24 protein-coding genes are annotated in these 25,446 nt (G+C 62.2%); 11 read left to right on the top strand and 13 right to left on the bottom strand.

The window, feature by feature from the left end; translation table 11 throughout:
* Positions 1-80 precede the first annotated feature (80 nt).
* Complete coding sequence (locus B208_RS0118195) at positions 81-1,352, bottom strand: sulfite oxidase (RefSeq protein WP_007982981.1); 1,272 nt, start codon at positions 1,350-1,352, stop codon at positions 81-83.
* Between the two features lie 310 nt (positions 1,353-1,662).
* On the opposite strand from B208_RS0118195, the gene B208_RS0118200 reads away from it, so the two are divergent.
* Positions 1,663-2,487, top strand: coding sequence for a M99 family carboxypeptidase catalytic domain-containing protein (locus tag B208_RS0118200; protein WP_232423861.1), 825 nt, complete (start codon positions 1,663-1,665; stop codon positions 2,485-2,487).
* 186 nt (positions 2,488-2,673) lie between these two features.
* On the opposite strand, the gene B208_RS0118205 is transcribed toward B208_RS0118200, so the two are convergent.
* The 3 genes from B208_RS0118205 to B208_RS24795 all read right to left on the bottom strand — a co-directional run bounded on the left by B208_RS0118205 (position 2,674) and on the right by B208_RS24795 (position 5,112).
* Positions 2,674-3,756, bottom strand: coding sequence for a DUF4367 domain-containing protein (locus B208_RS0118205; RefSeq protein WP_007982983.1), 1,083 nt, complete (start codon positions 3,754-3,756; stop codon positions 2,674-2,676).
* 128 nt (positions 3,757-3,884) lie between these two features.
* Positions 3,885-4,646, bottom strand: coding sequence for an SDR family NAD(P)-dependent oxidoreductase (locus B208_RS0118210; RefSeq protein WP_026177935.1), 762 nt, complete (start codon positions 4,644-4,646; stop codon positions 3,885-3,887).
* An 88-nt stretch (positions 4,647-4,734) separates the two neighbouring features.
* The gene (locus B208_RS24795) at positions 4,735-5,112 is read right to left on the bottom strand and encodes a VOC family protein (RefSeq protein WP_368085863.1); all 378 of its coding nucleotides are present in this window, start codon (positions 5,110-5,112) and stop codon (positions 4,735-4,737) included.
* Between the two features lie 103 nt (positions 5,113-5,215).
* Between B208_RS24795 and B208_RS0118220 the strand changes: the two genes are divergently transcribed.
* Complete coding sequence (locus B208_RS0118220; protein ID WP_007982992.1) at positions 5,216-6,490, top strand: RNA-guided endonuclease InsQ/TnpB family protein; 1,275 nt, start codon at positions 5,216-5,218, stop codon at positions 6,488-6,490.
* A gap of 30 nt (positions 6,491-6,520) precedes the next feature.
* Here the strand turns inward: B208_RS0118220 and B208_RS0118225 are convergent, their stop codons facing one another.
* From B208_RS0118225 to B208_RS0118240, 4 genes are all read right to left on the bottom strand, one after another.
* Positions 6,521-6,691 (bottom strand): VOC family protein, encoded by a 171-nt coding sequence (locus B208_RS0118225; RefSeq protein WP_007982994.1) that lies wholly within the window; start codon positions 6,689-6,691, stop codon positions 6,521-6,523.
* 66 nt (positions 6,692-6,757) lie between these two features.
* The gene (locus tag B208_RS0118230) at positions 6,758-8,308 is read right to left on the bottom strand and encodes a long-chain-fatty-acid--CoA ligase (RefSeq protein ID WP_007982999.1); all 1,551 of its coding nucleotides are present in this window, start codon (positions 8,306-8,308) and stop codon (positions 6,758-6,760) included.
* A 152-nt stretch (positions 8,309-8,460) separates the two neighbouring features.
* Positions 8,461-9,777 (bottom strand): hydroxyacid-oxoacid transhydrogenase, encoded by a 1,317-nt coding sequence (locus B208_RS0118235; RefSeq protein ID WP_007983000.1) that lies wholly within the window; start codon positions 9,775-9,777, stop codon positions 8,461-8,463.
* 1 nt (position 9,778) lies between these two features.
* Positions 9,779-10,582 (bottom strand): N-acyl homoserine lactonase family protein, encoded by an 804-nt coding sequence (locus tag B208_RS0118240; protein WP_026177936.1) that lies wholly within the window; start codon positions 10,580-10,582, stop codon positions 9,779-9,781.
* Positions 10,583-10,744: 162 nt separating this feature from the next.
* Between B208_RS0118240 and B208_RS0118245 the strand changes: the two genes are divergently transcribed.
* Positions 10,745-11,371: a trimeric intracellular cation channel family protein gene (locus B208_RS0118245; RefSeq protein WP_007983003.1), complete on the top strand. Its 627-nt coding sequence runs from the start codon at positions 10,745-10,747 to the stop codon at positions 11,369-11,371.
* A 114-nt stretch (positions 11,372-11,485) separates the two neighbouring features.
* On the opposite strand, the gene B208_RS0118250 is transcribed toward B208_RS0118245, so the two are convergent.
* Positions 11,486-12,190 carry a DUF6517 family protein gene (locus tag B208_RS0118250; protein ID WP_007983004.1) on the bottom strand — a complete coding sequence of 235 codons (705 nt, stop codon included), beginning with the start codon at positions 12,188-12,190 and terminating at the stop codon, positions 11,486-11,488.
* 422 nt (positions 12,191-12,612) lie between these two features.
* Between B208_RS0118250 and B208_RS0118255 the strand changes: the two genes are divergently transcribed.
* From B208_RS0118255 to B208_RS0118270, 4 genes are all read left to right on the top strand, one after another.
* Complete coding sequence (locus B208_RS0118255) at positions 12,613-13,461, top strand: ABC transporter ATP-binding protein (RefSeq protein ID WP_007983006.1); 849 nt, start codon at positions 12,613-12,615, stop codon at positions 13,459-13,461.
* On the top strand, positions 13,458-14,690 hold the full coding sequence (locus tag B208_RS0118260; protein ID WP_007983008.1) for an ABC transporter permease: 1,233 nt from the start codon (positions 13,458-13,460) through the stop codon (positions 14,688-14,690). The genes B208_RS0118255 and B208_RS0118260 overlap by 4 nt, the downstream gene beginning before the upstream one ends.
* 374 nt (positions 14,691-15,064) lie before the next feature.
* Positions 15,065-16,126 carry a sensor histidine kinase gene (locus B208_RS0118265; protein WP_007983010.1) on the top strand — a complete coding sequence of 354 codons (1,062 nt, stop codon included), beginning with the start codon at positions 15,065-15,067 and terminating at the stop codon, positions 16,124-16,126.
* Positions 16,127-16,197: 71 nt separating this feature from the next.
* Complete coding sequence (locus tag B208_RS0118270; RefSeq protein ID WP_007983012.1) at positions 16,198-17,751, top strand: bacterio-opsin activator domain-containing protein; 1,554 nt, start codon at positions 16,198-16,200, stop codon at positions 17,749-17,751.
* Positions 17,752-17,818: 67 nt separating this feature from the next.
* On the opposite strand, the gene B208_RS0118275 is transcribed toward B208_RS0118270, so the two are convergent.
* Positions 17,819-18,403, bottom strand: a complete 585-nt coding sequence (locus tag B208_RS0118275; RefSeq protein ID WP_007983014.1) for a response regulator — start codon at positions 18,401-18,403, stop codon at positions 17,819-17,821.
* A gap of 494 nt (positions 18,404-18,897) precedes the next feature.
* On the opposite strand from B208_RS0118275, the gene B208_RS0118280 reads away from it, so the two are divergent.
* From B208_RS0118280 to B208_RS0118295, 4 genes are all read left to right on the top strand, one after another.
* Positions 18,898-20,592, top strand: coding sequence for a PAS domain-containing protein (locus tag B208_RS0118280; protein ID WP_232423862.1), 1,695 nt, complete (start codon positions 18,898-18,900; stop codon positions 20,590-20,592).
* Entirely contained in the window at positions 20,589-22,211 is a 1,623-nt protein-coding gene (locus B208_RS0118285) for an ATP-binding protein (RefSeq protein WP_007983016.1), read from the top strand. Before B208_RS0118280 ends, B208_RS0118285 begins: the two co-directional genes overlap by 4 nt.
* 155 nt (positions 22,212-22,366) lie before the next feature.
* Positions 22,367-23,449: an ABC transporter ATP-binding protein gene (locus B208_RS0118290; RefSeq protein WP_007983017.1), complete on the top strand. Its 1,083-nt coding sequence runs from the start codon at positions 22,367-22,369 to the stop codon at positions 23,447-23,449.
* Positions 23,436-24,245 carry an ABC transporter permease gene (locus B208_RS0118295; RefSeq protein WP_007983018.1) on the top strand — a complete coding sequence of 270 codons (810 nt, stop codon included), beginning with the start codon at positions 23,436-23,438 and terminating at the stop codon, positions 24,243-24,245. The genes B208_RS0118290 and B208_RS0118295 overlap by 14 nt, the downstream gene beginning before the upstream one ends.
* Before the next feature lie 147 nt (positions 24,246-24,392).
* Here the strand turns inward: B208_RS0118295 and B208_RS23970 are convergent, their stop codons facing one another.
* The 3 genes from B208_RS23970 to B208_RS23975 form a co-directional block, all read right to left on the bottom strand.
* The gene (locus B208_RS23970) at positions 24,393-24,545 is read right to left on the bottom strand and encodes a hypothetical protein (RefSeq protein WP_154652469.1); all 153 of its coding nucleotides are present in this window, start codon (positions 24,543-24,545) and stop codon (positions 24,393-24,395) included.
* A gap of 179 nt (positions 24,546-24,724) precedes the next feature.
* A complete protein-coding gene (locus B208_RS24495) occupies positions 24,725-24,898 on the bottom strand; it encodes a hypothetical protein (protein WP_007983020.1) in 174 nt (57 codons plus the stop codon).
* A gap of 242 nt (positions 24,899-25,140) precedes the next feature.
* Positions 25,141-25,317: a hypothetical protein gene (locus B208_RS23975; protein ID WP_154652470.1), complete on the bottom strand. Its 177-nt coding sequence runs from the start codon at positions 25,315-25,317 to the stop codon at positions 25,141-25,143.
* Positions 25,318-25,446 lie beyond the last annotated feature (129 nt).

A 25,446-nucleotide genomic window follows, 5' to 3' on the forward strand; every position in this document is an offset into this window, starting at 1 on the left:
GTTGCAGAGTCGATGAACAGTAAATGGGAGTACATCGATGGTGTTGCCCGCCATCGATCCGTCTTCGTTCTTCGAACCGCTCACTCGTCCCGCGGCGTAACCCGTACCTCGACGCCGTTCGGTCGGTAGGCGTTCGCCGCGTAGCCCCCCTCGTTCCACGGGTAGACGTCCTCGGGAACCTCCGCCCAGTCGTCGAGGACGGCGATGCGGGACGGCTGGGTTCGTCCCTCCTCGTCGGTCGCCCGCGAGAGCAACGTGACCGTCCCGTCGAACCCCGTCTTCGGTTCCCACGCGTAGCTGAACAAGCGCCACGCGCCGCTGTAGTCCGGACCGTACAGGTCGGCGTCGTGCCACGTCTCGCCGTCGTCCGTCGATACTTCGACGCGGGACACCCTGTCGTCCCCCGCCCACGCCACGCCCCGAATCTCCACCCGTCCGTCCGCGTCGGGTGTGACCGGGCGTTCGCCGTCCGGTTCCCCGATGAGCGACATGACGTTCTCGTCGAACGTGTACGGGTGCGTCACGTCGCCGACGAGTTGCTCCCACGTATCGACCGTCGGAACCGTCTCCTCGATTCCCGGTTCGGCGTCCGCCGGATGGATGCGGTAGGCACCGTGTTGCCAGTAGGTGTACGTCCGCCCGTCGTCCTCCTCGGCGAACGTCGCGTCCGTGACCATCGTGTCCGTCACCCGGAGTTCCTCGACCCACTTGACGCTGTTCGTGCCGTACCATCCCGGCACGATGAGTCGGACCGGATACCCGTGTTCGACCGGGAGCGGTTTGCCGTTCATCTCGTACGCGAGGACGCAATCGTCGAGCGCCTTCGACAGCGGAATCGATTTCACGTACACGTCGTCGTCCGCGGGGACGTCCCCGCCGACGACGGTGAGCCAGCGATCCGAATCGTCGTTCACGTCTACGCCGCGGTCTTCGAGCACCGCCCGAATCGGCGTTCCGCTCCACATCGCGGTTCCAACGGCGTCCCACGTCCACTGGACGCTCCCCGTCTCAGGGTCGTGTTGGCCGCGGTTGTTCCCCGCACACTCCATCGTGTGTGCGACGGCGACCGTCGGATAGTCCTCCCGAAGCGCCTCCATCGAGAGCGATTCGCCGTCGTCCACGCCCGTCACCCGGACTCGCCACGTTTCCGCGTCTGCGTCCGGGATGTCGTTCCGATGGCAGACGAAGTGTTCCTCGACCGGCGTCAGCCAGTCCGCGAACGTCCCCCGACTCGCCGCGCCGACGACGGTGTACCGGTCCTCCTCGTCACGAGCCTCCCGCGTCCCGGGTTTCCGTTCGAGGATGTCGTCTATCTCCCCGTGCCGTGAGTCCCGTCCAGTGCTCTCTCCCATGTATGATATTATCAGTCACGACGAGCAAAACCGTTCCGGCGTGATGTGCGAACAGGCTTTTCCTGTTCTCTTTCCGTATCGTATCCGCGAACAAATGTGGCGAATCGAAGTAATTCCGGCTAGGGGCTCTGACGAGCGTCGTCGCACCTTGATTTCGAAACGTTCCTCGGTATCGTCGCTCTTCTCCTTCCTTGTCGTATATTACCTGAGCCCTTCACTCCGATTGATCATTCCTATCAGACGGTACGTCCTCCGAACGTGATAGATGATGGGACATAACTAATTATAAAAATTCTAAATTTATGATCCGATGTCAAATAACGAGAGAGGAGAGGACGCGGGAGTCGATAGAACACGGCGTTCGTTCCTTCGTCACGCCGGAGTCGCGGCTACCGCTTCGGCGTTTCTCGCGACGCAGGGGACGACTCGGGCCGCGACTCGGACCAGATACACCATCCGTGAGGATACGCCGGACGAAACCGAGGTGTACGTAACTGATACAGGGGTATCTGGACCGACGGCGGTCGTGGTGGGCGGCATACAGGGTAACGAACCCGCCGGTTACGAAGCGGCTGAGGATATCAAAACGTGGTCGATAGACCGGGGAATGCTCGTTACGATTCCGCGGGCCAACCCGGTTGCCATTCGCCGGGATACATACTTCAACGATAGGGGGAACCTCAATCGGAAGTTCCCGCCGGGGGAAACGCCGACGACACCGCTCGCACGGGCGATTTGGGACGTCCTTACGTCGTACGACCCGGACGTGGTTATCAATCTCCACAGTTCGCGAGGCATCTATCGGGAAGACGTCGGACCGGATGGCGTCGGACAGGCGATCTACCCGACGACCGCTTCGGGTGCCGCTCGTGACGCGATACGCACGAAAGAGTACATGAACCGGTATCATCTCGACGACTCGCTCTCCGACCACTATCGATTCAAGCGCGGCAATCTGATAGACGGGGACCGTCCGTTACTCATCCACAAGGTCGACGCCGACCTGAACGAACCGGGATTCATCGTCGAGACGACCCGGTACGGGACGAGCCTCAAAACGCGGACGGCTTGGGAGCTCAACATCGTTCGACACTTGTTGCGACGACACGGCATCCACCGGACGTACGAAAATTAACGTCGAAATCCGTGCTGTGGGTGCCGAGTAGGCGGTCCCTGAACCGGTTTTCACGCCGACTCAGTGCCCGCGGTTCTACGAGCGCACGGAGCGTGACCCGTAAAACCGAAACCGAAGCCGACCCCGGTCGGCAGGCACGAATAAAAATCGTTGGAGGAACCGAACCCCCTGTTTATCGGCGTCGAATCAGCAGTACATCGATTCGGCGACGTCGATGAGCGACGCCTTGGAGAGCGACCCGGTTACCGAGTAGCTGCTGTCGTCGTCCGACCACTGGAGCAGGCCCTGCTCGCCGACGGTGGTGTAGGTGGCGTCGTGTCCGGCGACCGAGACGGTCTGGTCCCCGCGAGACGGGCGCGTCGCGGATGTCTGCGAGACGACCAGCGAGTCGGTTCCGTTCGAGTATCGCAGCGACACCGACGCGTCGCCGTTCGAGGTCGTGACCGTCACGTTTTCGAGCGAGTAGCCGTCCGGAACGTCGGTCGGCTCGCGGATGGCGAAATCGACCGCCTCCTGTGCGTCAGCGACCGAGGAGTACGTCGTGGTTTCCGGCAGCCCGACGTCGATGACCTTTGCGTCCTCCGGCGGGGTGTACGTGAACCGCTCGTCGGAAATCGACGCGTCGTACGACAGGTTCGAATACGTCATCGTCGTCGTAGTCGTATCGTTTCCGACGGCTGTCTCCACGTGCGTCTTGACGGGGAACCAGTTCTCCTGGTCGAGCCAGACCGTCTGGTTCTGCATCAAGTTCCCGAGGGACTCGTTTTTCGGCTGGAGCGTCACCTTGTAGGTTTCGCGGCCGGAGACCGTCGCTTCCCCTTGGTACTCCGCGGTGAACGCGTCCGAGAACTGCTGGAACGCTTTGGTGAGGTTCTGGACGAGACCCGCGTTCTCGCCGCTGAGCCGCAGGTGACGGGCGGTGTTCCGCGTGTCGTTGTACATCCAGATGTCCGACCCGTTCGAGACCATCACGTCGCCCGCCGTGGGTCCGTCCGTGTACTCGTACCGGACGTGGTTCGGCAGTCGCTGCCAGACGTCGGCGCGGACGGTCTGCGTGTCGTTCGCCCGCTCGGTTTCGACGGTCACCGTTCCGGTGACGCTGGTGACCGTGGTGTTGTTGCCGAGGGCGTGCTGTTCGATGGTCGATTCCGATGGCGTCGAGGTATCCTGTACCTGATCGGAACTCTCCATGCTCGCATAGCCGCCGACCGAGGCGGCGACGACGAGCGTGAGGAGACCAAGTGTCAGGAGGGACTTTCGTGTGACCATGCGACCGAAAATTACCACTGCCGTTTGATGAAATCTTTTATGAATTTCTGATAGATGAGATGAATTAGCACGGTGTTGAGATTTGCTCGACGGCCGGAGTCCGTCGAAACCCGCTCTCTGAATCGCGCTTACTGCACCGAGAATCCGCCGTCGACCACGAGGCCGTGGCCGTTCACGAACGAGGCTTCCTCGCTCGCGAGGAACAACACCGCGTCGGCAACCTCCTCGGGACGGGCGAGTCTGCCGAGCGGATATCGTTTCAGCAACTCCTCTTTCGCCTTCTCCGGGTCGGGTCGCGTCTCGAAGAACTCGCGCCCGAGTTCGGTGTCCGTGAACGCCGGGAGGACGGCGTTCGCGCGGACGCCCGCACGGCCCGCCTCGGCGGCGACGGCGCGGGTGAAGTTGAGCACGGCACCCTTCGTCAGCGAGTACACGGACTGCATCGGCAGTCCGTAGAAGGACGCCAGCGACCCGACGTTGACGATGTTCCCCGACCCTCGCTCTTTCAGGTGCGGGAGCGCGGCCTGACAGCCGTTCCAGACGCCGCGGACGTTCACGTCGAAGACCCCTTCGAAGACCGAATCCTGTACGTCCTCCACGTACGCTGGCGGGTGACCGACTCCCGCGTTGTTGACGAGCACGTCGAGTTCGTGTTCCGCGACCACGGCGTCCACGAGGGTCGAGAACGACTCGGCGTCCGTCACGTCGAGTTCGAAGAACTCCGCGTCGTCGCCGTCGTCCGCGATGTCCGCAACCGTCTCCGGTCCCGTCTCCTCGTTCACGTCGGTGCAGATGACGAACGCACCCTCCCTCGCACACCGCTTGGCCGTCGCTTCTCCGATACCCTGTCCCGCACCCGTGACGAACACTGTTTTATTTTCGAGCCGCATACGTAACGACTGTCAGCTGAATACTTGGTTCTTTTTATGGTTGGAAGAAACAGGTGCCCCAATCGTTCCGCGTCGCTCGAACGGGTCCCTACAGTTCGAGGAGTTCGACCGCGTTCCCGTCGGGGTCCCGGAGGAAGCAAATCCGCGTCCCGCTGCCGGTCGTCTGCGGTTCGCTGATGGTTTCCACGTCCTCGGGCAGGGTCGCGTAGACTTGCTCGATGTCGTCCGTCCGTAGTCCGAGGTGTTTCGCGCCGGTTTCGTACACGTCACGGGCGCGGCCGTCGTCCGCGTCGTCCGTGCGGTCCGCGACACTGGTCTCGTTCCCCTCGTCCGAATTGCCCGCATCGCCGTCGTCCCTCTCGTACTCGATGAGTTCGACGCGGGCCGTCTCGCCCCCGAGTTGGGCGAAGCGGCCGGTTATGGAAGTTGCAAGGCTAAAACCCCGTCCTTTAGGGCGGGGATACAGCCGACAACTCCTACCCTATCCACCACCAATAGCAAGGTCGGATATTCAACGCTACCGACACTATTAAGAGAACGAGCTTCATAACCAGTTATGAAGCCAGAAAATGAGTCGAACCGTCCGAACCTTCGAGGCCACGATTGCGAACCAGCGACAGGTTCGTGACGACCTCGACCAACTCGGATGGGCCGCCTCAAAACTCTGGAACGTCGGTCGCTACTACACGCAAGAACAGTGGGACGAAACGGGCGAGATTCCCGATGACGGGGAACTCAAAGCCGAACTCAAAGGCCACGAACGCTACACGGACTTGCATTCGCAATCCAGTCAGCGCGTTCTCGAAGAACTCGCTGAAGCGTTCAACGGCTGGTTCGGCAAGCGTCGGAACGGCGACGACCGTGCCCGACCGCCCGGCTACCGCAAAAACGGAGACTCCCACCCGCGTTCAACCGTGTCGTTCAAAGTGGCTGGCTTCAAGCACGACGCACAGTTCACCCGTGTTCGCCTCTCGAAAGGCCGCAACCTCAAAGAACACCGCTCGGACTTCATCCTGTGCGAGTACCAGACGCGCCCGGATGTTGACCTGACCGAGTGGGACATTCAACAGGTTCGCGCCGTCTACAAACGCGACGAGTGGCGGTTACAATTCGTCTGTCGCACCACTATCGACCCGGAACCGCCGGGTGACGAGGTGGCTGGTGTTGACCTTGGGATTTGCAACTTTGCCGCTATCTCGTTTGGTGGTGAGTCGGTTTTGTATCCGGGTGGCGCACTCAAAGAAGACGAATACTACTTCACAAAGAAGAAAGCCAAGTGCGACGATTCGTCGTCCCGGGAGGCTACTCGTCTCGACCGGACACGGACGGGTCGTCGGACGCACTTCTTGCACGTACTCTCGAAAGCGATTGTTGAGGAGTGCGTCGAACGAGGTGTCGGTAGACTTGTCGTTGGCGACCTCGGCGGCCTCCGAGAAGACGATGAGAACGGCGAGTCTCGGAACTGGGGCGACCACGGTAATCTCGACTTGCACGGGTGGGCGTTCGACCGCTTCACGACGCTACTCGACTATAAGGCAGAAGCCGAGGGTATCGACGTGGAGTTGGTGTCAGAACGCGATACGTCGAAGTCGTGTTCGTGTTGTGGTCACACGGACGATAACCAGCGGGTTGAACGCGGGTTGTACGTGTGTGAGACGTGCGATACGGTTGCGAACGCGGACGTGAACGGCGCGGAGAACATTCGGCAAAAGGTACTCCCGAGTCTCGCCATAGACGGCGGAGATAGGGATAACGGCTGGTTGGCACAGCCAGCGGTTCACCTGTTCGACCGTAGTGAGGGTGTTTTCGCCCCACGAGAACAGGTCGTGAACCGCGAACCGTAATATCCCAACGCGGTCGGGAATCCTCGCCCTTCAGGGCGGGGAGGATGTCAACGGTCCGCTCCCGATGGCCGTTGCGAGCGCGTCGTCAGAGAGCGTGTAGCGGTCGAGCAGCTCCAATCCGAGCACGTCGCTGTAGAATTCGACCGCGCGGTCGAGGTCCGAGACGGAGATTCCGTGGTGGTGCACGCTGGGGTGTGCCATACTGTTCCCTTCTCGCCCGCGTTCAAAGGTCTTCGTCTCCCGCGGTTCCTTCCCCTTTCGTTCCCGTCAGTCCCGGCTTTCGAGGTGGAACTTCTGGACCTTCCCGGTCGTCGTCCGCGGTAACTCCTCCACGAACTCGACCTCGCGGGGATGTTTGTACGCCGCGAGTCGTTCGAGACAGTACTCCCGCACGTCTTCCGGCGTCGCGTCCGCGTCCGGTTCGGGGACGATGAAAGCCTTGACCGTCTCGTTCCGGCGCTCGTCGGGAATGCCGACGACGGCGGCGTCTGCCACGGCCGGGTGTTCGAAGAGGAGTTCCTCGACTTCGCGCGGATAGACGTTGTACCCTGCCGTGTTTATCATGTGCTTCTTGCGGTCCACGACGAAGAAGAAGCCGTCCTCGTCGGCGTAGCTGATGTCGCCCGTGTGGAACCAGCGCTTTCCGTCTGCCTCGGTGAACGCTTCCGCGTTCGCCTCGGGGCGCTCGTAATACCCCGTCATCACGTTCGGTCCCGCGACGACGAGTTCGCCGGTTATCTCGTCGAGGTCCACGCTTCCCTCCTCGACGGGGCCGCGTTCCACCGGCGGTCGCTCGTCGAACGCGTCATCGACGATGCGGGCGGACACGCCGTCGAGCGGTCTGCCGATACTGCCCGGTCGCCGCTCCCCGGCGTGGTTCGCGTGCGTGACGGGACTCGTCTCGGTCAGGCCGTAGCCCTCGTGCAGTTCGACGTCGAACCGTTCCTCGAACGCCCGGCGGACCTCTTCGGGCAGGCCGCTTCCGCCGGAGTTGGCGAATCGGATCGATGAGAGGTCGAACTTCGTGTCTTCGGGCAGACCCGCGAGGTCGTTGTACATCGCGGGAACGGCGTGGACCAGCGTTAACTCCGCTTCCTCGATGAGGGATGCGGCCGCCTCCGCGTCCCACGCCGGTAGCGGGTAGTAACTTCCGCCGTCGAACAGGGTTGCGTTCATCGTCACCGTCATGCCGTAGATGTGGAACAGCGGAAGGACGCCGAGGTGGCGGTCCGTCGGTCGGATTCCGTCCGGGATGGGGTTCGTCGAGGCGTTCGCATCCCACGCGAGGTTGTGGTGCGTGAGGAGGACGCCCTTCGGCGTTCCCGTCGTTCCCGAGGTATAGGGTTGGACGGCGACGTCCTCGTCCGCTCGGTCGGCGATGGGACGCGTTTCGTCGGCGAGGAATGCCTCGAACCGAACGTCGCCGTCACCCTCGCCGACGGTCACGACGGCTTCCACGTCGGTTTCTTCCCGAACCGCATCGACGTGCTGTACGAGGTCCGGGAGGGTGACGACCGCCTTCGCACCGCTGTCCCCGAGGAGGTGGCGGAGTTCCCGGCGCTTGTACTGGGGGTTCATCGGGACGACCACCCCGCCAGCGCGGAGCGTGCCGTGGAACGCGGTGACGAACTGGGGGAGGTTCGGGAGGTAGATGGCGACCCGGTCGCCCGCGCCGATTTCGCGCTCGGCGAGTCCGGCCGCGAACCGCCCCGTTCGCGTCCAGAACGCTTCGTAGGAGGTCTCTTGCCCGTCGTAGACGAGCGCCGGTGCCTCGCCGCGCTCCGCCGCCGCGTCCGCCACGTGGTGAACGAGATTCATGCGTCGTCCGTGCCATGTGCCCACACTGGCAAAAGCGTTTATTGATGGTCGCCAACCGCCCTAATATAGTTATCTTTGGAAAGATTTAACGGGAAAGAGTTATCGATGTCAACCATCCCGCTCGCGGCGCACGGCACTTCGTGCGTCCCCAGTTATGGTTCCCAGTTGTATAGCGCGTCTGTGAAGATGGCGTGGACATCCTCTTCCGTCACGGGACGGGGGTTACAGCGGAGCAACCGCGCTTGCGTGTCCACGGTCTGTTTCGCCAGCCAATCCACGTCGTCCTCCGTAATCCCGGCCAACTCGGCGAGGCCGCTGGGGAGGACGTTCAAGTCCCGCTGGAGTCGGATGTACTCCCCTTTCAGGGCGTCCGCGGCCTCGTTCGTGCTCATCCCCGTCGTGTCGACGCCGAACCGACGGGCGAGCGAGGCGAACCGCTCCGGGTCGCTCGCGGCGTTGTAGCCCAGCGTGCTCGCGGGAGTGAGCACCGCGATGGTCTCGCCGTGGTAGGTGTGATACTTGTTCCCGACGGGATAGGCCATCGCGTGACAGAGGCTCGCGCCCGCGGTCAATCCGGCGATAGCACCGAAGAGGGCACCCTGCAACATGTTTTCGCGCGCTTCGAGGTCGTCCCCGTTGTGAACCGCTTTTCGGACGTTGCCCGACAGCAGGTCGATGGCCTTCTCGGAGAACATCTCGGTGAGCGGCGTCCGCCCGGCGTACACGGGCCGTTCGCGGGGGTTCGTCGGTCGGAGGAGCGAGTCGTACTCGTGGGTGGTGTACCCCTCGATGGCGTGGCCGAGGGCGTCCATCGCCGTCTTCGCGGTCAGTTCCGGCGGAAGCGTGGTCGTGAGCGTCGGGTCGAGAACCGCCGCGTCCGCGCGGATGTGGTTGCTGGAGATGCCTTCCTTTATCTCTTTTTCCTCCACCGAGAGGATGGAAACCGGCGAGATTTCGGCCCCCGTTCCCGCGGTTGTCGGCATCAGGACGAGCGGCGGTCCCGACTCGTCCAGGGCCTTCCCTTCGCCGGTCGGTTCGGCGATGTAGTCGAGCGGGCCGCCACCGTTGGCGATGACAGCGCGGGTCGTCTTCGCGGTGTCCATGCAACTGCCGCCGCCGAGACCGACGTAGAAGTCGTAACCCTCCTCGCCCTTCTCGTCGCGGACGAACGCCAAGCAGTTCTCGATGTCCGCGATGGAGGGTTCGCGCTCCGATTCGTCGTAGACGTCGACGGCGAACTTGGCGTCTTCGAGGTGCGTCTCGACGCGCCCGACGTGGCCGATATCCGAGAGCGTCTCGTCGGTGATGATGAGGCCGTGTGCGCCCTCCTCGACGCCGAGGTCGCGCAACTGGAACGCCAGTTCGTCCGTCGCGTCCCGTCCGAATCGAATCTGGGGCATCTGGATGTGCCAGACCGTTTCCGGCGAGAGTTCGTGCGACGGCGCGGAGACGGAGCGTTCGTAACTCATCTCAGGGCCACCCTTCCTGAATCTCCTCGAACTGCTCTGGGTCGTGGCCGTACACCACCTCGGCGTCGTGCTCGCGCTCTATCTCCTTCAGTTTCTGGAGGCTGTCGAACCAGTGGCGGTGACTCCAGAGCAGTCCGGCACCGAGCGGCGTCCCGTTCTCGTAGTTCTCGGTTTGGTAGATTTCGTCACCCGCGAACGCGACCGTTCCCGCACCGTCGAGGTGGAAGACCGTCCCCGTCAATCCCGGCGTGTGACCCGGGAGACGAACGAACTCGACGTCCTCGAAGTGCGTTTCTCGGTCGCGGTGGAGCACCCGCCAGTTGAGGTCGTGGTCGAAGTCGCCGAGGATGTACGCGCCGCTTCCCTCGTCCGTCTTCGTGCTGTAGTAGGCGAACTTCAACTCCTCCTCGTGGACGAACACGGGCGTGTCCGTCCCGTCGAAGTGGTGCAGGCCGCCCGCGTGGTCGAGGTGAAGGTGTGTCTGGAACACGTAATCGATGTCGTCGATATCGTACCCCGCATCCGCGAGGTCGTCCCGAAGGTCGTGTTCCCGAACGTCGTGCGGATAAAACGCCTGTTTCAACCCCTCCGGCCAGTGACCGTCGAGCGCGTCCTCGTGGTTACCCGTATCCCAGAGAATCGTCCCCTCGGGATGGTCGATGACGAGGTTGAACACGGGTATCTCCACGTAGTCGGTGTCCGGATTCGGTTCGTCGTGGGACCCGAGCGTGTTGCCCTCGATGAGGTAGTTGAGGTCGCACTCCAATCCGCCCCGGTGGATTACGTCGATGGTTGCATCAACCATGGTTAATCATTACTGTCTGACGGGATGAGCGTATCTTACTGCCGGAAACATGTCTTTTCACACACGAACGCTCGACCAGATACGAACTCCGTGGCCGACTTCCGACGGTTCGACCGCAATCGCTGTCGTATTAACCGCGGTGACACAACGGGACGGTGACTGATGCTTTCGAACCAACTGTTCTATATCGCAAACGCCGTCGGGTTGGTCGCCTTCGCGCTCGTCGGCGCGAGCAAGGCAATCCGGGAGGGATTCGACCCGTTCGGGGTGACGGTCGTCGGCCTCGTCACCGCATTCGGCGGCGGAACGACCCGCGACGTGCTCGTCAATCGCATTCCGCTCTCGCTCCAGACCCTCTCGAACATCGGGTTCGGCGTGGTCGGCGTGACCACCGCGGTCGTGCTGTCCATCCTGTTCGACGAACCGGACCGACACCCGATTTCGCTGGCCGCCGATGGCGTCGGCCTCGCCGCGTTCACCACTGCCGGTGCAATCGTCGCGTCCGGGGCGGGCGTCTCCCCGTTCGGCGTCGTCGCGGTGGCGACGATAAACGCCGTCGGCGGCGGCGCGATGGCGGACATCCTCCTCGACCGCTCGCCGTTCGTGCTGATGCGGGACTTTTACGCGAGTTGTGCCATCATCGGCGGTTCCGCCTACTGGTGCCTGCTCGCCCTCGGCGGCGACGCGAACGTCGCGGCGAGCGGATGCGCGGCCGTCACGCTCGTCACGCGGGTCGCCGCGGTTCGGTTCGGCTGGCGGCTTCCGACCGTTCGAACGAGTCTCGGCTGAGTATGCGGCCACACGACGGGATTGCGGCCATGCTTTCGTGACGGACTTTCCGCTGTTTTCTCCTGACGGCGTTCCCGCCTCCTACTCCCCACGAGTCCCGTCGTTGCCGACCCGTTAGCCGTGCTGGAGCGCCCTCGTCAACCGTCTGAACGCGTCCTCGTCCGCGGCGTTCGAGGGTTGTGCGCCGACGACCGCGATTTGGTCCCCGTCGTCGACCGTCTTCGCGACGAAAAACCGCAAGTCGGTCGAGGTACCGTCCTTCTTCGCCGTGCCGTCGAAGGTAACGAGGTCCGTCGTCGTTCCGAGGAGGTTGATGGACTTGGTGCCGTTTTTCCCGCTCACGGTCACGGTCCCGTAGTTGTTCGAGAAAGCGGTGTCGATGACGCCGCCTTCGGTTTCGATTATCTCCCGCTCGTTCATCTCTCGAAGCGGGTCGATGGTCCGCCCGCTCACTTTGGCTATCGGCACGCTGAGGCCGAAATACAACGCGGGCAGAGATGCGCCCGTCCCGTTCCGACGGTATTTGGAAATCTGGCTGTGCACCGAAACCCCCTCGAATCCGTCCGGGAGGTCGAACCCGCTCGTCAGTCCGAACCCCTCCGTATCGACCAGGCTGTACCCCGTTTTCGAGAGCGCCTCGTCGGAAACTGTGACGGGAGTCGCCTCCGCTTCGACGCTCCCGCTGGGAAACATGTCGAGACAGCCGGAGGCGAGCGCGACGCCGACCGTCCCGGTTAGCTGCAGCACCCGTCTCCGTGACCGGGATGTGGTTCGATTCGACGTGTGGCGGTCGCGGTCGTTCGATGAGGACTCGTTCATCTCTACGTGTACGGACGGCTCACCGCCTTCTGGTTTGGGTGTCTTACTATGCAGACGACCGCCGAACGACGGGTCTATCAGTTTGGACGCTCCGGCGTTTTCTTCGTCTGAATCCCCGACCCAACATACCGTCTTCAGCGTACGCACGCCTGATTCGGCACGAGGTCGAACGAATCTATCGGTACAAGGTCGAACGAATCCCTCATACCGTCGTTCAAACGAAGCTATCACATCCCTACATTTCTCGGCGAGACGACGAGCGTCCGGCACGGTGCACCGCTTTCCGCGGGATAGAACCGCCGTCGTGACGCTTTCACCCGGCTTCGTCGCCGCCGTCATGATTACTAGACGCGGTTCGGTAACGCATCGTGATAGCTAGCGTGTCATGACAGGGGAGTGGACCTCCTCGATTATTTTGAAACATGATGAGTGATGCTGACGACGGGGGTCGCTCCCAACGCTCGGTGTTGGACGGCGACTCGTCGTCGACCGATAGACCACGCCCCGGAACGAACGACGGAACGGCGAACGACCGTCCGGCCGTGGTTTCGGCCAGCGGCGTTCGACGGACCTACCACCTCGGAAAGCCGGTTCACGCGCTAGACGACGTTTCCGTTTCCCTCCCGGACGGGTCGTTTACCGCGGTCATGGGACCGAGCGGTTCCGGGAAGAGTACCCTGATGAACATGCTCGGCTGTCTCGACACGCCCGACGAGGGCACCGTCAGTATCGACGGGCAGGCGGTCGATTCGCTCTCGGACAACGAACGGGCGCGCCTCCGCGGCACGGAAATCGGATTCGTCTTCCAGCAGTTCAACCTGATGCCGAAACTCACGGCGGCGGAAAACGTCACCCTGCCGATGGTGTTTCACGATGCCGTCGATGAAAGCCGCCGCGAGCGCGCTCGCACGCTCTTGGACCGCGTTGGCCTCGGCGACCGATTGGACCACGCGCCCAACGAACTGTCCGGCGGGCAACGCCAGCGGGTCGCCATCGCACGCGCGCTGGCGAACGAACCCACGCTCGTGCTCGCCGACGAGCCGACGGGCAACCTCGACACCGAAACCGGCGAGGAGATAATGGAGCTGTTCACCCAGCTACACGACGAGGGGCGGACCATCGTGATGATCACCCACGAGCGGGCAATCGCCGAGTACGCCGACCGAATCATCCACCTCGTCGACGGAGCTATCGACGACATCGAGGTTCTATCGGCGTCCGCGGAGCGTTCGAACACCGACTCCGACGACACCGGAGGGACCGACGAATGAAACTCGGCGAAAGCCTCCGTATCAGTTGGCGGACGATCACCTCGCACAAACTCCGGTCCACGCTGACGACGCTCGGCGTCATCGTCGGTATCGGGTCCGTCATCACGTTCATGATTCTCGGCGGCGCGTTCTCCGCGAACATCCTCGGTGACGTGGGCGCGATGAACGAACCGGTGATGAAGATATCGACGCAACGGTCGACGGGCGCGGTCGGTATCCAACAGAGCCACTCTCCCATCTACACCGAATCCGACGTCGAGGCCTTGCGACAGCTCGATAACGTCGAGTACGTCGCCCCGCTCGGTAGCGTTCCGGCCGCCCAACTGTCGCACGGAAACGACAGCATCACCGGCATGTTCGCGGTGCAGGCCACGACTACCGACCGGTTCGAACACGGCGAACCGCACGAGTTCACCGAGGGCGAGGTGTTCTCCGGGGACGACCAAGCGGTGATGAACACGCGGGCGGCACAGTTGTTCGAGAAGAACGTCTCGGCGGGCGAGACGGTGACCCTCTCGTTCCAGGACGGTTCGAAAAAGACCGTCACCGTGACAGGAATCGTCGATGAGGACATCGGCAGTCACGCCGCGTCCCCTATCGTGTACGTCCCGCTCGGCTCACAGTACGCGACCACCGTCCGGACGCCCGGCGGTGAGGAAAAGCGCGCCTACTCCGGCGTGGAAATACGGGCGACCAGCATGGATGACGTCGATTCGGTGAAGCAAGCCGCGGCGAACTACATGCACGAACGGTCGGACGCTCGGAAGCTCAAGGCCGACGACTTCGATATCGTCGTGGAGACGATTCGAGACGAGGTTGACCGCGTGTCCTCCACTCTCGACCAACTGACGGTCCTCATCGGCGGTATCGCCGCGATTTCGCTCGTCGTCGGGTCCATCGGCATCGCCAACATGATGATAGTCAGCGTCACCGAGCGAACGCGGGAGATAGGCATCATGAAATCTATCGGCGCACGGAAACGGGACATCGTTCAGCTGTTCCTCGTCGAATCCATCATCCTCGGTGCCATCGGTGCGGTCTTCGGTATTCTGGTCGGTATCGGATTCGGCTACCTCGCCGTCACCCTCGCGGAGTGGCCGATGACGTATCCGGTCGATTGGATCACCATCGCCGCCGCGGTCGGGGTCGGCGTCGGTATCGTCTCCGGGTTGTACCCCGCCGTGCGCGCCGCTCGAATCGACCCCATCGAAGCGCTTCGACAGACCTGACCGCTTCGTCCAGTCTCCTCGGTTCCCATCGACTCCCGCTGGCGCGCTCGACTCTCCCCTTCGACACCCCTCCCTCCTCCGTCCCCGCCGACCTGCTGACGCCCTCCATTCGCTTCCCCGCTGACGCCATTCCACCTCCACCTTCACCTCCGTGCCCCGCCCGACCTAACTACCCGTCTCCCGCCGACTTTCTTCTCGACCCAACCACACACCCACGACGACCGCCCCGTTCGACGCCAACCTCTGCATAGCTAGAATCCACCACTAAGTTCGAGGCGGCCTAACGTAGGATAAATGCGACGTGCCCTCTCGCGCACCGGGACGCCGGAATCCGCGTATTTTCGTGCTTACAGCCGTCAGAACCGCTAACGAACATGACCGACGATGACTCCGACGACGGACTGCAACCGCTCCCGGTGGACGGGTACCCCGACCCGGTGCTCGAATACGGCTTCGAGGACGAACGACCGGTGGTGAGAGCGGGTAACGAGGCGTTCCGGGTGACGTTCGACGCAGACGCGTCGAACGTCTCGCTCCGCTCCGTCTTCGACCGATTTCAGTTTTCCGGGACCTCCTCCCCGACCGAGTTCGTGACTCGCGTTTCTCGGAACGAGCAGTTCGGTACCCGTCTTCGCGTCCCGGAACGGGCCGACGCCGATGGGGGCAACGGGGACGGCGGAAACGACGGAACGAGCTATCTCGTCCGGGTGGTACCCGCGTCCGACGGGTCCGGCGGACACGTCGTCTTCGCACCCGGTTGCGAACGTCCGCGAACGAAACCGGGAGACGAGCGGTGGGGGTCGGTGGCGAGCGTCATCACCCACGACCTCCGGAATCCGCTCGACGTCGCCAAGGCCCGTCTCCGCGCGGGTCGTGAAACCGGCGACGACGCGCACTTCGAGCACGTCGAGCGAGCACACGAGCGCATGGAGCGCATCATACGGGACGTTCTGACCGCCTCTCGCGGGACGGATACGATAGCAGTCGACCCCTCCGAAGCCGTCGATTTCGAGGAGTTGGCCGTGGCCGCGTGGGAGACGGTCGAGACGGACGGGGCGACGCTGACCGTCGAAGACTCGCTTCCGACGGCGGTCGCCGACGCGGACCACGTTGGCCGACTGTTCGAGAACCTGTTCCGAAACGCGGTCGAACACGGCGGCGAGACGCCAACCGTCCGCATCGGCGGGCTATCGCGGGACTCGAACGACGGGTTCTACGTCGCCGACGACGGACCGGGAATACCGCCGCGGGACAGACAGGTCGTGTTCGAACCCGGATACAGTTCCCACGAACGGGGAACCGGTTTGGGGTTGGCCATCGTCGCCCGCATCGTCGCGGCCCACGAGTGGACGATTCGAATCGAGGAGTCGGCGAACGGCGGAGCCAGATTCGAGGTGTGCGACGTTCGCCGCGACGATTCGACCCCGCGGTCGTAGCGAGCGACACGGTGAAATAGCAGGAATCGTATCGATTAACCGACAGGGACGACTTCGACACCAGCACAACGATGGACGAAAAACTCGACCGAGCGCCGATAGGCGTTCTCGACTGTTCGACGGACGGCACGGTGACCGGCGTGAACGAGGCCGCCCGGCGGCTCCTCGACGTCGGAACGGCCGACGTGACCGGTGCCGACGTCGGAACCGTGTTTCCGCGGAGCGTCGAGAACACGCTTTCGACCGTCCTCGATGCGGGACCACCCACGGAGGACCGCGAGTTCGAGGAGTACTACCCCGAACTCGAACGGTGGCTCGTGGTTTCGCTCGTCCCGGTGGACGATGAGGTGACGGTCTATCTCCGCGACGTGACCGACCGCCGGAGCCACGAACGGACCGTCGCGGATATCCAAGGCCAGCTCGACCGGTTGATACTCCTCAACGGCCTCATCTCCGAGATTCTCACCGATCTCGTCGATGCGTCCACGCGGGACGAAATCGCCGAGACCATCTGCAAGCGCCTCGGCGAGACGGACATCTACGAGTTCGCGTGGGTCGGGGAGCGGAAACTCGGCGCGGACGAAATCGTCGTCCGCGCGTCCTCGGGGGCAACCGGTCGGACGTTCGAGAACCTCACGGAGAGCCTGTCGCGGTCCGAAATGGGTCCGGAAGAACGCGCCGCCGAGACGGGAACGCTCCAAGTCGTTCGCTCGCTGGCGAGCGACGATACGGTCCCCGAGGCCGTCCGTCGAGCGGCTTTCGCCGAGGGATTGCAGTCGATGCTGGCGATTCCGCTCACGTTCGGAACGGAGGTACACGGCGTCGTCGGCGTCTACTCGTCCGAACAGGAGGCGTTTTCCTCCCGCGAGCGAGCGAGTTTCGAAACGGTCGGCGAAATCGCCGGATTCGCCGTGAACGCGACGCGCAACCGAAACCTCCTCCTATCGGATACCGTCACCGAACTCACGTTCGAGGTGACGGACCCGGACTCCCCTCTCGTGGCCGCCAGCGCCGACCTCTCGGCTGCACTCTCGCTCGCCGGGATGGTTTCACACGACGACAGGGGACTGCTCTGCTATTTCAGGGTCGATGGCGAACCGCCAGCGACGGTGGCCGAGACGCTCGATTTCGGCGACGATGCCGTCGTCTCCCGCATTGTCAACGATAGCGCGGAGACCGGTTCCGTCGAGATGGAACTCGGCACCGAAACCCTGCTCGGGGTGCTCTCGACGCTGGGCGTCTCCATCCGGTCCGCCGAGTTCGAGGACGGGTCCGGGCGCATCGTCGTCGAACTCTCCCCGGACGAAAGTGTTCGTCGAATCGCCGATGCAGTGACGCGGCAGTTCGACGCGGACGTCGTTGCCGTGCGGGAACGCGAGCGACCCGTTACGACCGCGAACCAACTCCGTGACGAACTCGGCGACAGGCTGACCGACCAACAGGAGGCCGTGCTCAGGACGGCCTTTTTCGCCGACTACTTCGAATCGCCGCGGGGAAGCACCGCCGAGGAGGTCGCAAGCACCCTCGGTATCACCGGTTCGACGCTCCTCTATCACCTTCGGGCGGCACAGCGGAAGCTGTTGGATTCGTTTTTCGACGACTCGGTTTCGGTGGTTCGAAAGTAGGAGACGAAACGGGAACACACCCGCTCTCGATTCGGTGACGGTTCGGTGTGGGAGTACCGGTGTGGACTTAGCGTCCCTCGCGGTCGATGGCCTCGAACGCCTCGAACAGTTCGTGCGGGTCGTCGAGCAACCGATGGATTCGGTGGGCCAACTGCGCCGCTTTGCGCTCGATGTCGAGATACTGCTGATGGTCTTGGCGCTTTCCTTCGGGTATCTCCGCCTCGATAACCGCGCGTTTGGACTCGACGCTGAAGTACTCGCCGAGCATTTCGTATCCCAGAATCGTACACTGCTGTGTAACGGCCGTTCGGATGTCCTCGCGGTCCACGGGCTTACAGAGGTAGTCGTCGAACGGCATATCCAGAACGTCGAAGCCGGGGTCGATGGCCGTCACCATGATGACGCGGCCGTCGAACCCCCGACCGGTGAGTTCGGAGAGTACCTCGTCTCCGGACATGCCGGGCATGTGGCGGTCGAGGAGAACGACGTCGACCGTCGAGTCCTCGACCGTTGCGAGAGCGGCCTCCCCATCGTAGACGGTTTCGACCGAACAGAGTCCTTGGAGTCGGAGCGCGTACGCGTCTGCGACCTCCTTTTGGTCGTCCACGATGAGTGCCTTCGCCAGTGTCTCGTCGTCCGTATCGCTCACCATCTGAATCGAGCCTTACCCGTCGTATCTCGTCGCCATCATATAATTACCAACTATTTTCGACGGGAAACTGCCACGTCCACGCGCGGCGTCGGTGCCGTCTCGCGGTGCTGACCCGTACGGTATCTGTACTCCTAGAGGGGACGTTTTCAGTGATGGACGCTAGCTACCTCATATGGATTGTCGAACGGACCGGTCGATATCGAAACGGCGGTCGTGTCAGATGCGGAGCCAGACCCGTCCGCTACCGGTTTTCGGGGCGACCGCGGCGTCTTTCCTGTCTTTCCGTTCCGATATCGCTATCCCCGGCCGTTCCGGGCCGCGTCGGTTTCCTCTTGGTTTAATACCGTTCACAAATAAGACCTATCCGTCAGTGTCCGCCCGTTATGTGTGCTCCATCCGTTCGCCCTACGACCGTGACGTCACTCCCCTCCCCCGCGAAGTGTATCGCACCGTTAGCAGGAACCCAGCGCCGCGTGCGGTGATGTGCTAGTCGAATGATGGACGTCGAGTTGGGGCTGCGCGTTGCGATAAACCTCGTCTCGGTCCTCGTGACGGGATACTTCCTCGTGATCATGTGGCGAGTTCGGTCGGAACCGACCTCCTTGCCGTTGCTCGGCGTTGCGGTCGTCGTGTTCCTCGGTGCCGTCGTCCACCCGCTCGTGACCACGTTCCTCACGAAATTCTGGTTCCTTAGCATGTACTCCGTCATCGTCTTCGGCGGCGGGTTCTGGTTCCTCTTCGCCCTCCGGTATACCGGCCGCGGCGGACGAGTTACTCCGTTAGCGGTCGCGCTCGTCGCTGGGCTGTCCGTCACCATGCTCGGCATCGATATCGCCGGTGCGACGTCGCTCTTCCGGCGGTTCGTTCTGGTCAACGTCCTCCTCAACTCCGTCATCCTCGTGCTGGCGTCGTTGGTCGTCATCGGCCTCATCGTCGTCGTCACGGTCTCCTACGAGGAAAACGAGTTCCTGATTCGCGGGTCGATGCTACTCTCGGGCGGTGCGGCGGTCCTCGTCCTCGTTCCGGTGGTCGCGTCGAAGTTTCCGAATCCCGTCGTCGTTCCCTCCATGTTCATCGCAGCGAGCGGACTGCTGAGCGTGGCCGTGAGCCGCTATCGTCCGTTCGAGATGCTTCCCGTCGTCCGCGTCGCCGGGCGGGACCGAATCATCGAAGAGCTATCGGATGCGGTCGTGGTCGTCGACCGCGACGGTCGAGTTCGGGACCTCAATCCGAGCGCCGAGACGGTGTTCGACATCGACCGGAGCGCGGTCCTCGGACGGCCGCTCGGAGATGTCTTCCCGGTTCCGTTCGACACGGCGAGCGCGGCCGCTGCCCAAGAACCGACCCACGTTCGAACGGACGACGACACGATTCTGTCGGTCACCGTGCGGAGCGTCACGGACGACCGTGACCGCCTGTTTGGCCACCTCCTGGTCTGTCAGGACGTCACCGACCGCCGAAATCGTGAGGACCGATTGGCGGTCCTCAACCACCTACTGACCGGCGCGATGCGTGAGCAAATGGGGGCCGTCGCGGACGATGTGACCGCGCTGCTCGATTCCGAGACGGCCGAGGCGACGGACCCGGAAGGTATCGGCGACGGCATCTACACGACGACGACGGACCTGCTGACGCTCGTCGAGCGCACCCGCGAAGTCGAGCGTGCGCTGGCCAACGGCGACGGGACCGGGGCCGACGAGCGAACCGATGCGGTTCCGATAGTCCGGGACGTGGTGAACGCCGATTCCGCTGACATCGACATCGTGCCGACGCTCCCCGACGGTCCGGTCCCGGTTGCAATCGGCGGGTCGCTCCTCCGGACCACGGTCGAAACGCTGCTGGACGATGCCGTCCGTCACGCCGCCGAAACCGTCGCCGTCGCCGTCGAAGAGACGGACGAGATGGTGACGATACGAATCGTCGATGACGGTCCGTCCGAGTCGGACTCCGCCGAAGACGAGGGACAGTTCTCGGACGGCATCTCGATGCAGATCGCCCGACTCGCGGTCGAACACGCGAACGGTTCCGTCTCCGTTTCACCCGACGAAACCGACGGTCGTCGTATCCGCGTCCGACTTCCCGGCATCGGTTCGGCGTCGCGTGCTTCGGGACGGACGGATTCGTCCGGTCGGGATGGCTCCCTCAGCCGAGACGCTCCGTCTCCGGTCGATGGAGGTGCTGAACGGTGACCGACGCGTCGGTTCTCGTCGCCGGCGTCGGTGCGATAGGGTTGTTCGCCGTCGCAACCGCCATGGCCGTCCGCCATCGGAAACTCCCCGGTGCGGATGCGTTCGTCTTCCTGTTGCTCGCGCTGGTTTCGATGACGGGGTTCGTCGTTCTCGGTCGAACGGGGGTCCTTTCGACGGAACTCGCTCTCGGCGGCCTCATCATCTGCTGGATGGTCGCGTCGGTGATATGGGCCGTCTTCGCGTTCGAGTACACCGGTCGCGGTCCGACGATGACCGGTCGCCAGGTCGCCGGGTTGCTGTTGCTACCCGCGTTCGTCTGGGTGAACGCGGTGGTTCGAAATTCGCTCTCCGGCCCGTTCAAATCCGCCTCGTTCGCCTTCGGGAGCGTCGTGTTGCTAGCGACCATCTCGGTCGGCGGCTTCGGCGTGTTTCTCGTCCTCCAATCGGCCATCTCGTACGACGACCTACCGTCCGACAGGGCGCTCGTCCTGACCGCCTTCGGGGCGAGCATTACCCTCCTCGCCCTTCCGGCGAGCCTCGAAACGGCACGGTTCGAGGTGATAACGGACGTGGTTCTGCTAGGTGCGGTCGCCATCAGTGCGGCGGCCGTTCTCGTCCAGCGCAACTACCAACTGTTCGAAAGCGGCCCGAGTACGGGTCATCTCGCTCGGAAAACCGTTCTCGACCAACTGTCGGCGTCCGTCTGCGTCGTCGGCCGAGAGGGTCGTCTCCTGGACGCGAATCGGGAGGCAACGCGCACCTTCGACATCGAAACGAAGAACGCCATCGGCCAGTCGGTGGACGAGGTTCTCGGCGTCGCACTGGACGTCCCGACGGGCGAAGTCATCTCTCTCGAAACCGTCGATGGTCGCCGCGAGTTCGAGGTCAGTCGCTCGTCCCTGACGGAGCGACACGGAACTCACATCGGGCACGTCTATCTTTTCCGAGACGTGACGGAACAACGGACGCACGAACAGCGCCTCGAAGTCCTCAATCGCGTCCTCAGACACAACCTCCGGAACGAACTCGACGCCGTTCGAGCGTTCGCGGAAACGCTCGGTGACGACGGCCCCATGGAAACGCCGACCGTCGCCGCGCGGATTCGGGACGTCTCGCGGGAACTGGTCCACCTCGGAACGACCGTCGAACGGGCGGAGCGATTGCTCGCGCGCGAGACCCTCGACCGCGAACCGGTGGACGTCGATGCGTTGGTTCGGTCGGTCGCTTCCGACGTCGCTCGGACGTACCCGGACGGGGAACTCACGATTTCGACACCGGACGACGGTATCGACGCGCGTACCGACCGGGAAATTCTCGAAGCGACGCTCGCGGAAGTCGTCGATAACGCGCTCAAACACACCGGGACGGTGGACCCCAGCGTCACGATCCTCGTCCGGCGAGCGGACGAGTCCGTCGTCATCGAAGTGCGGGACAACGGTCCCGCGATTCCGGACCACGAGCGCGCGGTTCTGCTGGACGGCGAAGAGACGCCACTCCAGCATGGAAGCGGATTGGGCCTGTGGTTGGTGTACTGGGGGGTCTCTCGCTTGGGTGCAGATATCTCCATCGGCGAAAACGACCCGTCGGGGAGTGTCGTGACCATCCGTATTCCAACCTGACGGTGCCCCGTCTCTTTTCTCGGCACCTGGTCGATATCGGCGATTCGAAGCTCGACACCAGATTCGACCTATCTCTGGATTATGTGGACGTAATCGATTTAAAAATAATCACAACAATTAAAGTATATGAAGAAGTAAAATTCAAATAGAAAACTATGGTTACTGACACGAGTTCGGGCGGAACCCCGGCGATTCGGGTCGACGGATTACGGAAGTCGTTCGGCGACGGCGACGACGCTGTAACGGCCGTTGACGGCGTTTCCTTCGACATCGAAACGGGAACCGTCGTCGGGATGCTCGGACCGAACGGGGCCGGAAAGACGACGACGATAAAGTCCATCCTCGGGCTGGTAATCCCGGATTCCGGAACCGTCGAAATCGCCGGTATCGACGTCCACGAACGACCACGGCGAGCGTATCGGAACGTCGGTGCGATTTTGGAAGGCGCTCGAAACGTGTACTGGCGGCTCACCGTCCAGGAAAACCTCTCGTTTTTCGCGGGATTGGGCGGCGATGACCCCGACGATCTTCGGGAGCGACACGAGTCCCTCTTGGAACAGTTCGGTCTCTCGGAGTACGCCGATACGCCGGTGAACGACCTCTCTCGCGGCATGAAACAGAAAGTCTCGCTCGCATCGACGCTGGCACGCGACGTCGATGTGGTGTTCATGGACGAACCGACGTTGGGGCTCGACATCGAATCTTCCCTCGAACTCCGTTCGGAACTCGACCGTCTCGCCGACCGCGAGGACGTCACCATCGTCCTCTGCAGTCACGACATGGACGTCATCGAGACCGTCTGCGACAGCGTTCTGATACTCAACGACGGCTCTGTCGTCGAGCACGATACCGTCGATTCCCTGCTCGAACTGTTCCGAACCCGCGACTATCAGGTCACGCTCGAATCGCCGGTCGCCGACGACGTTCTCCGTCGATTCGAACGGGCGGTCGGAGCCGACTGCTCCGACGACGGTGACCGCGTGACCGTCACGTTCACCGCGACCGACGGCGACGAGATGTACGCCGTGATGGACACCATCCGGGACGCGGGAGCGGAGTTACGGGATGTCGAATCCGTGGACCCGGACTTGGAGGAGGTGTTCCTCCGACTCACCGAAACCGGCGACGGGCCGACCGACGATTCGTCCGCCCCAACGGGTACTCGGCCGGTTCCCGGCGATTCGGACGGTCCGCCTACCGCGGCCACGACGGAGGTGAGCGCCGATGGCGACCGTTGATACCGGAACGGAGACGCGGGACGACGCCTCGCTGCTCGCGCTCGCGAAGGTCATGGTGTCCAAACACCTCATCCTCCTCGTTCGCTATCCCGTCAACACCGTGGCTCGACTGCTCACGCTGATAATCCTCTTCGCGGTGGTCTTCTTCGGCGGGCAGGCGGTTTCCGGTGCCGCCCTGACGGACTCGTTGGACGGGATCATCGTCGGATTCTTCCTGTTCACCCTGTCGATCATCGCCTACTCGGGACTGGCGTGGAACGTGACGCGCGAAGCCCAGTGGGGGACGCTGGAGCGGTTGTTCATGTCCCCACACGGGCTTGGAACGGTGATGGCCGTCAAGACGGTCGTCAACGTCTGCATGAGCGTCCTCTGGGCGGGTGTTCTGCTGGTGTTTATGATGCTCACGACAGGGCGCTGGCTGACCATCGACCCGCTGACGGTCGTCCCGTTGGTGCTGTTGACCCTCATGTCCGTCATCGGAATCGGGTTCCTGTTCGCGGGACTCGCCCTCGTGTATAAGCGCATCGAAAACGTGTTCCAAATCGTCCAGTTCGGATTCATCGGTCTCATCGCCGCGCCGACCGGCGATATCGAGTGGCTGAAGCTCCTGCCGGTGGCACACGGCAGTTATCTCACGCGGATGGCGATGCAAAACGGCATTCGACTCTGGGAGTTTCCCACCTCCGAACTCGCGTTGTTCGTCGCAACCAGCGTCTTCTACCTCGTGGTCGGCTACTACTGCTTCTACCGAGCGGGCATTACAGCGCGCACGAGAGGCGTGATGGGGCACTACTGACGACTTCCCGTTTCGGGACGGTGACCCGGACGGCGGATGGTGGTTCCTGTTACTGCGGGCGCTTCGGTATGCGGTGCTGGGGGATGGAAATGGGGATTCATAAAATTCGTTCGAATCGAGAGGAGTTCCCTCCTCGGTACCGACGTCTTAGATACCCGTGATGAGGCAGGTGATGATGCACATTTTCGCCGGACCGAGCGTGTCGTCGTCGAGGTCGGCTGTCATCTCCACGTCGAATTGGGAGTCGTACGCGTTCTTGTTGAGCTGTGCCGTCACCGTGTTATCAATTGCAACTGACATGCGTTGTACACTTTAAATTATACAGTATTAAATATTAGTATTATATTCAATCTTTTATTACTGTACTATATTCTTATATTGATATCGAGAAAAATAATCTTGCTGTGACTCAGTTGGATATGGCACGCCGTCGCGTAAAATTGTGTGATGTGTCGGTCAGTTCGAGCACTCGTCGTCGCTTAGACGCTGACCGTAACTGCACAGCTGACGGTGCACGTGAGAAGACACAGCTTCGCCGGGCCAAGGTCCTCTTCGTCCTCGTATTCAGGAACCAGCGCATCCGTCTTGAACTCGGAGTCGTAGACGTCTTTGTTAAGCTGTGCCGCCACCGGACTGTCAATTACGATTGACATACAATACGTATATCATGATATATATTAAAATTTACTACCGGACTGAAATTGAATCCAATATCTATAGAACTATACCAATACTCCGAATTTACGGATGCTATTTAACGGTATATCCGACCAACACCGCTTGTATTTTCTATTATTCTCATTGTCGTCCGTTTGTGTGGTCCTTTTGAGAATCCTCGGTGAGAGTAGTACCATCGCTCGACTAAAAATGGGGTCCGTCGTTTGATGCGGCGACGTTAGCCGGTGATGGTGCACGTGAACACACCGCACGTGATCAAGCACCACGAATCGTCGGCTTTTGCGACGAACTCGTCGTCATCGATATCCGGCGTTTCCATCGGAACGTCGAACTCCGCATCGTATTTTTTCTTGTCGAACTGAATCGAACTCTTATTTTCTATCACAACTGACATGCAATACAATTATATTAGTGCAATCATATTAAACTTATTGCTCTAGTTAAATTATTAAAACAGCGGTCATACTCGATGAGTGACCTCTTCGCTGGCGTGTTTTGTACCGATACGAACGGTACACAACTG

Origin of the sequence: Haladaptatus paucihalophilus DX253 (assembly GCF_000376445.1) — an archaeon.
In the GTDB taxonomy this organism is placed as follows: Archaea; Halobacteriota; Halobacteria; order Halobacteriales; family Haladaptataceae; genus Haladaptatus; species Haladaptatus paucihalophilus.